The sequence below is a fragment of the Candidatus Korarchaeota archaeon NZ13-K genome (genome assembly GCA_003344655.1).
GTDB lineage: Archaea > Korarchaeota > Korarchaeia > Korarchaeales > Korarchaeaceae > Korarchaeum.
On record MAIU01000051.1, the window covers coordinates 1 to 8,292 of the forward strand.

At 58.2% G+C, this 8,292-nt stretch carries 5 protein-coding genes; 1 reads left to right on the forward strand and 4 read right to left on the reverse strand.

Going from position 1 to position 8,292, the window contains the following annotated elements:
• The first annotated feature begins 162 nt into the window (after positions 1–162).
• Entirely contained in the window at positions 163–1,032 is an 870-nt protein-coding gene (locus tag BA066_05595) for a radical SAM protein (GenBank protein ID RDD53213.1), read from the forward strand.
• A gap of 60 nt (positions 1,033–1,092) precedes the next feature.
• Here the strand turns inward: BA066_05595 and BA066_05600 are convergent, their stop codons facing one another.
• The 4 genes from BA066_05600 to BA066_05615 all read right to left on the reverse strand — a co-directional run.
• Positions 1,093–1,479, reverse strand: coding sequence for a hypothetical protein (locus BA066_05600; protein RDD53214.1), 387 nt, complete (start codon positions 1,477–1,479; stop codon positions 1,093–1,095).
• A 31-nt stretch (positions 1,480–1,510) separates the two neighbouring features.
• Positions 1,511–2,977: a carboxypeptidase M32 gene (locus tag BA066_05605; protein ID RDD53215.1), complete on the reverse strand. Its 1,467-nt coding sequence runs from the start codon at positions 2,975–2,977 to the stop codon at positions 1,511–1,513.
• A gap of 39 nt (positions 2,978–3,016) precedes the next feature.
• Entirely contained in the window at positions 3,017–3,787 is a 771-nt protein-coding gene (locus tag BA066_05610) for a hypothetical protein (GenBank protein ID RDD53216.1), read from the reverse strand.
• Between the two features lie 4 nt (positions 3,788–3,791).
• Positions 3,792–8,292, reverse strand: a 4,501-nt coding sequence (locus tag BA066_05615) for a hypothetical protein (GenBank protein RDD53217.1), incomplete at its 5' end; no start/stop codon positions are given.

Here is an 8,292-nt window from a genome sequence, read left to right on the forward strand (position 1 = left end):
CATGGGCTACTTATACACTCGGAGCGTAGAGCTCCGTCATCGGGAACATCCCAGCTAAATCCACTCAAAGCTGTATTTGAGCTTCACCCATTCATCCCCTAACTGAAGTTAGGGGTTTTCTGGGCACCCTTTTTATAACCTGGGAGTAGGTTTCCTCCGGCGATGAGGGTCCTCAGGCCCTTCGATCCCTGGAGGTCCGAGCTCTGCACGTGTCCCACCAAGTACTCCCTTCATCCCTACACGGGGTGCACCCACTCATGCCTCTACTGCTACGCCACCTCCTACATAGGGAGGAGGCGCAGCTCGCCCAAGGCGGGGTTCCTGAGGATGCTCAGTAGGGATCTGCTGGAAGCGGATCCGAGGATCCCTGTGGAGCTATCGACCAGCAGCGACCCTTATCCACCCGAGGAGCTGTCCCTGGGGATCACCAGGGCCTCCCTGAGCCTCCTCAAGTGGAGGGGATTCAGGGTGCTCATAACGACAAAGGGAGCAGCTTTTCCACTGGATGAGGGGCTCTACGATGCCGTGATGGTGACCTTGACCACGCTGGATAGGGATCTCTCCTTGAAGCTGGAACCCCTCGCGCCCAGTCCCTCGCGGAGGATTGACTCCCTGGCCAGGGTCAGCGTGAGGAGGGGCGTTAGGGTTGACCCCATAATACCGGGGTTGAACGATGACATCGATGAGATCAGGACCCTCCTGAGGGAGGTCAGGGATTCCGGAGCGGAGCACGTGACCTTCTCGACGTATAAGGCGAGGCCGGACAGTCTCAAGAGATTGATAAATATGTTCCCTGAGATCTCAAGCAAATTAAAATATCTTTATAATAGAGAGGGGAGCTCCTTCAGGGGCTATCGCTACCTCAGGGCCGGGCTGAGGCATGAGATCCTCAGCAAAGCAGTTGAAGAGGCCCTTAGGCTCGGAATGTCGGCCTCCGTCTGCAGGGAGGGATTTCCAGATCTGATGAGGTCCCTATCCTGCGACGGAACTCACCTGCTGGCTCAAGCCCCCCGGCATCGCGGTTCCCCATGAGGCCTTGTCGGGCCCGATCCCAGGGGTAGGGGCCTCACCGGATCATCCAGCGAGCAATTCTCAAACCTCTCGCTCCATCCTCCTCTTGAGTTCGGCCACCAAAACGTTTATCACGTTATCCCTGAGCGAGCTCATGTCAGCCCTCAGGCTCTCCAGGCCCGATTCAACCCTCTCGAGCCTCTTCTCAAGCGCCCCCATCCTGGCCTCTATAGCCTCTATCCTGCCCTCCAGCGTCCCTATCTTGGCCTCTAGAGCTCCTATCTTGCCCTCCAGATCCCTCCTCATTCCCTCCATCTTGCCCTCAATGGAGGATCTGATGTGATCCATCATCAGGATGCCCACTTCCCAGTCGCTCAGCCTCTTCCCGGCGGAAGCCTTCTCAACGATCTTCCCAACGTAGTCCGAGACTATCTTCTCCACCAAGCTGTACGCTACCGTCTCAACCATCGCGTCATCAGGCCCCCCACCAATAAAACCGTTACCCGAAGTACTTCTCCCTGAGGTAGTTGAGGAAGTACTCGGGGTTCAGCTGCTCCCCGGTCGCCCTCCTCAGGAGCTCATCGGGGTGGTAGGTCGATCCGTACCTGTGTACCTTCTCCCTCAGGACGCTCATGATCTCACCGTACCTCCCCTCCTCGACCGCTCCCCTGAGGTTCAGCCTGTAGTAGAGCTGCGATGCTATCATGCTGCCTATAGCGTACGTGGGGAAGTATCCTATGGTCGCGTGGGCCCAGTGGATGTCTTGTAGCACCCCGAGGCTGTCGTTGGGTGGTCTAATCCCTATGAGCTCCTCCATCCTATCATTCCAGATCTCCGGGAGCTCCCTCACGCTCACGCTTCCCTCCACCAACCCCCTCTCGAGATCGAACCTGAGGCTTATGTGGAGGGGGTACTGAACCTCGTCCGCCTCCACCCTTATCAGCTCCGGCCTCACCATCGTCAGGTACTCGTATATGTCCTCCTCGTCGTATCCCCTCAGCTCCGGTATGGCCATGACCATGGCTTCGTGGAACCTCCTCACGAACGTCCTGGACCTGCCGACCACGTTCTCCCAGAACCTGGATTGAGACTCGTGAAAGCCGAGGGAGGCTCCTCTCTGCAGTGGGGTTGCCCTAAGCTCCTCGTCTATGTTCATCTCATAGCTCGCATGACCGAACTCGTGCACCGCGGCCATTAGAGGCCTCTTGAAATCTCTCCCCTCGTACCTGACGGTTATCCTGACATCGTGGAGGCCCATGTTGACGGTGAAGGGATGCGGAGATGTGTCCACCCTCGCCCTGGAGCGATCGAATCCCAGCTCGGTCAGGACGTGATCCACAAGTCTGCGGACGAAGAGCTCATCGTATTCGATCTCCTCTATCGGGTGCCTCTCCGGATACCTCTCCCTAAGCCTCTTGAAGAGGTCGGATATCTCATTGACGACCGCTAGCATCCTCTCGCACTTCCTGAGGTTCAGCCCCTCCTCGTATATGTCCAGTAGGGCGTCGTAAGGATGGTCCTCGTAGCCAAGGTACTCAGCCTTCCTCCGCTGCAGGTCCACTATCCTCTCCAGGGTTGGCATGAATATGGAGAAGTCCGACTTCGCCCTCGCCTCCCTCCAGTCTTGGAAGGCCCTGGTCACGGTCCTCTCCTCCTCCTCTATGAACTCCCTCGGCAGCCTCGTGTAGTACTTTATCCTCCTCTTCAGCACCCTTATCACACCCTCCTCGAACTCGTTCTGAGGTTTTGCACCCTCGACGAGTCCTATGAACTCGGGGTGCGTGTAGATCCTCTGTATCTGGGTCTCAAGGATCCCCCTCACCTCACCCCTCTCCGCGGACGCCGCGGGGGGCATGTAGGTCTCCATGTCCCAACCAAGGAGCGAGAGAGCATACTCAATAGACCAGATGTCCCTGTACCTAGCTAGTAGCTCCTTTATCTCCGGGGACGTGAAACGCGCGCACATAAAACTTCGGGACCGGTCGAAGCTAAAAAGTTGAGGGGATCAATCGCCGAACTCCAGCCTGATGGCCCCCTCCCTCTGGAGCCTGACCATCTCCCCGACCAGATCGGGGAGCGGTACGGAGGTGGCCCTCGAGAGCTCCACCAGATCGAGCCTCAGTGCCTCGCGCCCCTCGAATGCGCTGGCTAACTCAGGTATCCTCGTCCTAGCCAGAGCGGAGGCGTTCAGAACCCTCACCCTCAGCCTGAGTCTGGCCTTAGGCGCGCCCGCCTGATTGATCAGGTAGTTCTCCGCGGCAATGGCAGCTGATACGATAACCCCAAGGATCATGATCCCGTTCACCGTCTCCCGGGAGAGGTAATCCCTGAGCACCATCGTCATCAGGAATACCAGGGAGAGGGTTATAAGGGCGAGCAGCAGGGAGCTGGCGATCACCCTCCTCCTCCTGCTCACCAGAAGTCCGCTCAGCTGCCTTATCATGAGCTCCCTATAGCTCAACTCCAGCGGCGTCACGTAGGCCCTCTCGAAGATCTCCCTCACCCTCCCCCTATCCCCGCTCTCCAAGATCCTCTCTAGGGACCTGGCGTTGACATCGGCCCCCCTCTGCTTGAGGGTGGCAGCCAGAGCAGCAAGCAGGCTGTCCGCCTCCCCACCTAGGGCCACCCTGAGGGAGCGCAGGAACTCCCTTGGGTCCTCGTATACCTTGGCGAAGGGATCATCGCCCAGGTGGGGGGATAGGAGACCCCTCACCAGCTCGAAGTACCCCTCACCTAGGGACTCGCACGCCTCCCTGAAGAGCTCGAGGTAGGACATTCTCTCACCTCCCGAGGAGGAGATCCGGCAGGAAGTCAACCCCCAACCTCCTCGCCAGCTGCCTGGCGAGGAGCGTATCGAGATCAAATCCCGGGGGAGCCATCCCCAGGAGCAGATTCAGATCGGCGCTCTCCACCACATGAACATCGGGGCCCAGGCTGATGATCGACCTGAGGAGGGTCTCATCGCTGAACGCCCTCATCAGGGTTATGTCGGTGATCGCAACCCTGAAGGATCTCGCCAGATCCTCAAGCTTTCCCTCATCGTGGAGCAGCTTCAGGGTCCTGTAGTCCAGGACGACCAGCCCAGTTCTCCTCCTCATCATCAGCAGGGCCACGAGCATGGGGAGGCCGAGGGACATTATGAATGGCAGGGGCATCCTGCTCACCTCCGGGGGTATCGTTAAGTTCACAGGTATCTGCGTCGAGGGAGCGGTTGTTACCGCCTGGGTTTTGGTCGAGGTGGCGGTCTCAGTCCTCATCGTCTCCGTCCTCGTCTCAGCGGTCGCTATCGTAACTGCGGGAGGCCCGGGCTTTGTCTGGGTCGCGGTGGGGATCAGCTCCGCCGTCGTCGCGGTGGGCCCCACCGTCGGCGCAGCGGCCGGAGGCGCGCAGCACACGGTCTCCGGTAGCGAGGCCGTGGCCAGGTGCAGCCCTGATGCCAGGGATTGCAGCGGCACGGTGGAGCCGGAAACGCTTGGGACTATCGTGAAGCTGGCGTTCGCGTAGTATTTCGGCACTGACTCAACGACCTCGCTGAAGTAGGCGGTCTCGTACGCCTCCCCCGGTCCCAGTAAGACGTTGGGGGACTCACACGCGACTATCGGACCTGATGGGGATCTCATCAGGCAGATCCTGGTGAGGTTGTAGAGGAGGCTGGATGCCCTGTTGACGAAGACGGCCCTGACACTAGCGATGTTCCCCGATAGCTCCTTCTGAACGCTCACCTCGGCGCTCGAAACCCCCCTCAGGTCCCTGAGCTTGGGAAGGAGGGACGCGTTCGGGTACCGGAACTCCAAACTGGCCGACTCCGGGAAGCAGCCCCTGCCAGGGGCCGTGAACTCCCTCCTCCTCACCTCCCCTCCCCTGAGGTCTCCCACCTCCCAAACCTCGCCGAGCTTCCTCACCCTGACCTCCCTGACCTCCTCCCTCGAAGTTAGGGTTATCTCGACGCCGCAGCTCAGGTTCCTCTCCCTCACCTCCAGGGGGACCGAGGCCTCGGAGGCGGGGGCCTCGTACCTCCACCTGACGTAGCCGAAGGGGGCCAGGTAGGAGTAGTTGAGCGGTGGGGAGTCCGGCTCCCCCGAGACCGCTGGGTAATCCAGGTAGAAGACGTAGCCGGGAGCGTCCAGATGGAGCTCCAGGTTGTATATTGGATCGGGAGATTGATTCCTCACGGTCAGAAAGCCCCAGAGCCTGCTCACCTTGTGGGAACCATCTGGGTAGAAGGTTATCGCTGAGAACTCGGTCACTTCGACGCTGAGGCCCTCTGGGGGATCCAAGCCCACGTTGAAGGCTTCCAAAAGGCTGTAATCCCCGCTGAAAGAGAGGGTGAGGTTGACCCACTTCGTCTCGCCAGCCCTGAGCTCGTTGAACCTCCACCAGTAGACGTCACCGTTCTGGCCATTCTCATCGTAATCACCGCTCATGCCCACAACGGAGAGGTTCTCCGGGCACCTCCAGTATAGGAAGACGTTTTTGTGATCAATTTCGCGGGCCGTCACGCTCAGCTTAACCTCATTTCCGTTAGCTCTCACCCTAGCTGAGACGTTCCAGCCGCAGATCACTCTGGCATCGGGACCGAATTCGGATGTGCCGTTGAGCGTTGAGGTTCCCGTCAGCAGGGAGCCGCATTCCACTCCCTTGCCGGACACATCCAGGGTCCCGCTGAACTTTCCGTTTTCATCAGCGAAGAGGGAGCCTATGTAGAGGTAGCCCTCGCCATAGCTCTCAGGGAGGGTTCCTGAAGCGCTCCTGTTGTTCCCAACGAGGTTGTCCCCCGAAGTGGAGTTCCTCACCAAGTAAAGGTCAACTCTGGCCCCGCTGAAGGCGGGAGAGCCATCCCCAGCTCCTATGTAACCCCTGACCTGGAGGTTTCCCCCAGCGAGCACCGCTGACGTTATGATGGGGTAGTCCATGCCCCAGTTGGGCTGGCCGGAGTTTATCAGGCCATCGTTGAGCGTGACATCGTCACCATCCGGGGAATTTGAGACATCAAGATCTATGCCGACCCTTGTGTTGTTGTATACGCTGTTCTGGGTTATGTTCGCAACCGAGGTGCCGCTCACGATCACCCCTATGCCATTGTCGTGTATCGCATTTCCCCTTATGAGCGCTTTAGTGTGAGCTGAGAGCACGCTCACCCCCCACCTCATGTTCCCCCTTATCGTGTTGTTGATCACCTCATTTATCCCGTTGGCCTGCTCAGGAACCCAAACAACCAGCTCCAGGCCCGCGCCCCCATCCAAAAGAGAGGTGTCCCCGTTGTTCCCGTTATCCTCTATCATGTTGTGCCTCACCGCATTTCCATTCGTCTGAAGGCTCACTCCATCCCCCACGCTGTATGCATATCCGCTCTTCCTGATCCAGTTGTCCTCTATCGTTGCGTTTGCTATGTTCCCGCTGTTCACCACCACCGCATAGTGGGAGCAGTTTGTCATCAGGTTGTGCCTCACCACCGCTGACAGATTCGAATCCCCGGCACCGGGCGCAACGTATTCCCCTATGGCCACGCAGAATATCGTCTTGAAGAAGCTATCGCCGTTGGCGTAAGCTCCGAGGAAGTTGTCAACCACGTCGGCGCGATTACCATTTCCCCTTATCAGCACCGCGTGAGGTGCGTTGTAAAGGCTGAAGCCCCGCACTGTGGATCTTGCTGTGGGCGAGGTCACGTTCAGGATGAAGACATTATAGCCGTTGGCATCCACCTCGATCCTAGGGGTTGAGAAGTCCGGTATCCTGTGGCCGTCCAGGCCAACCACAGGTCCCTCCAAGCTGGCATTGCGCCCCTGCTGGGTTGATGCGTCGAGCTCAACGGCATCTATGATTACCGGAAGCGATGATGAGAGCACGATCCTCCAGACGTCTATGGGATCAGAGCCTACTAGCTCAACCAGATGGTTCGGATCGCTCACCGGTATCCTGAAGTAACTCCTCTGCAAACCTTTTATGGCATTTGAGTTCATCAGGAACTGCCTCAGTGAGCCCTGAGCGAATCTCAGCTCAGCTGGGGCATCATCCGAGTCCTTCGTGTTGACCACGACCTCGTAGCTGAAACCGAAGTCCATGCTCTCCCCCAGATAGTTTGAGGTGTCCACCTCAGCCACGTGCTCGCAGTGCGAGGGCAGCCTCCATAGCACCAGCGCATCCAGGTAGTAGGTGGCATCACCCTGAACGAGAACCCTGTCGAAGCTGTTGTAAGTGGAGTCCGTGGCCCTGACCTCGCTCAAGAGGATACCGTCGGTGGAGTATAGCCTGAATATTATCGTGTTGTTCTCGAGCAGTATGAGCTTCCAGAAGTACCAGCTTCCCTCAGGGGGATCGTATGTCACTGAGTTGAGGGAAATAAAGTTCCCTCCGGTCCTCCTGACCACCCTGATCCGATTAAGACGATGGTCCACTATGAAGCCGTAGCCATTGTAGCTTGCATCCACCAGGGAGACAGCTACTCTAGCTCTCACTCCTACCGGAGCTGGCCTGAACGCGTATCCCTGGAGCAGGTAGCCCCTGCCTATTGTTCTGCCCAGCGGCTTGTATCCCCCGTTCGGATCATTTCTGATGTATTTCTCGAGGCTGTAGCTCCCATTGTAGAACTCCGCGCTTGACTGCCTCACGCCACCGAGTCTGTAAGAGTTCCAGCCGCTCCAGGTCTCGAAGTCATCGTTAAATATGACCTCCACGGGGCAGGCGTCGCTAAGCCAAGGATTCTCTCCGCCGAACTTAGCGATGCCCACATAGGAGCTGCCGTTCCACTTCACCCCATATGTCTGATCCGCCCATGTCTCATCGGGCGAGTGTCCAGGGTTAAGAGTGGGAACAAGTGCCCTTGAGTTCACGACGAGGAAGTTCCTTCCCTGAAGTGCCAGCCTGTATCTGCCGCTGGAATCGGTCCTGCTCCAAGTAGCCAGGGTATCGCTGAGAGGATCAAATATGCCGTCTCCGTTGTCCCTGAATGCGTAAACGGGGACATTGCTGAAGGGAGCATCCTCAGGACCGTGGGAGGCCAGGGGGGACCTGTCCTCGAATATAACGCCCTCAGCATATCCTAGGTAGAAGTTTGACTCTCCCACGTTGAAGAAATCCGTGTAGTTGACCTCGTAGGGCCTGTTTGGGATGTGAACGAGTCCGTTGTATGAGGGTGAGTATGTTGAGACCGAGGAATCGTTCGCCAGCACAACCACACGCCACCTTCCCATGGGAGAGCCGGGTGCCAGGAAGTATGCGTTTGCGTTCGTGTAGATCCCATCGTTGGCCACCGCATCACCATTGGTGCCATCATCGTAGAGC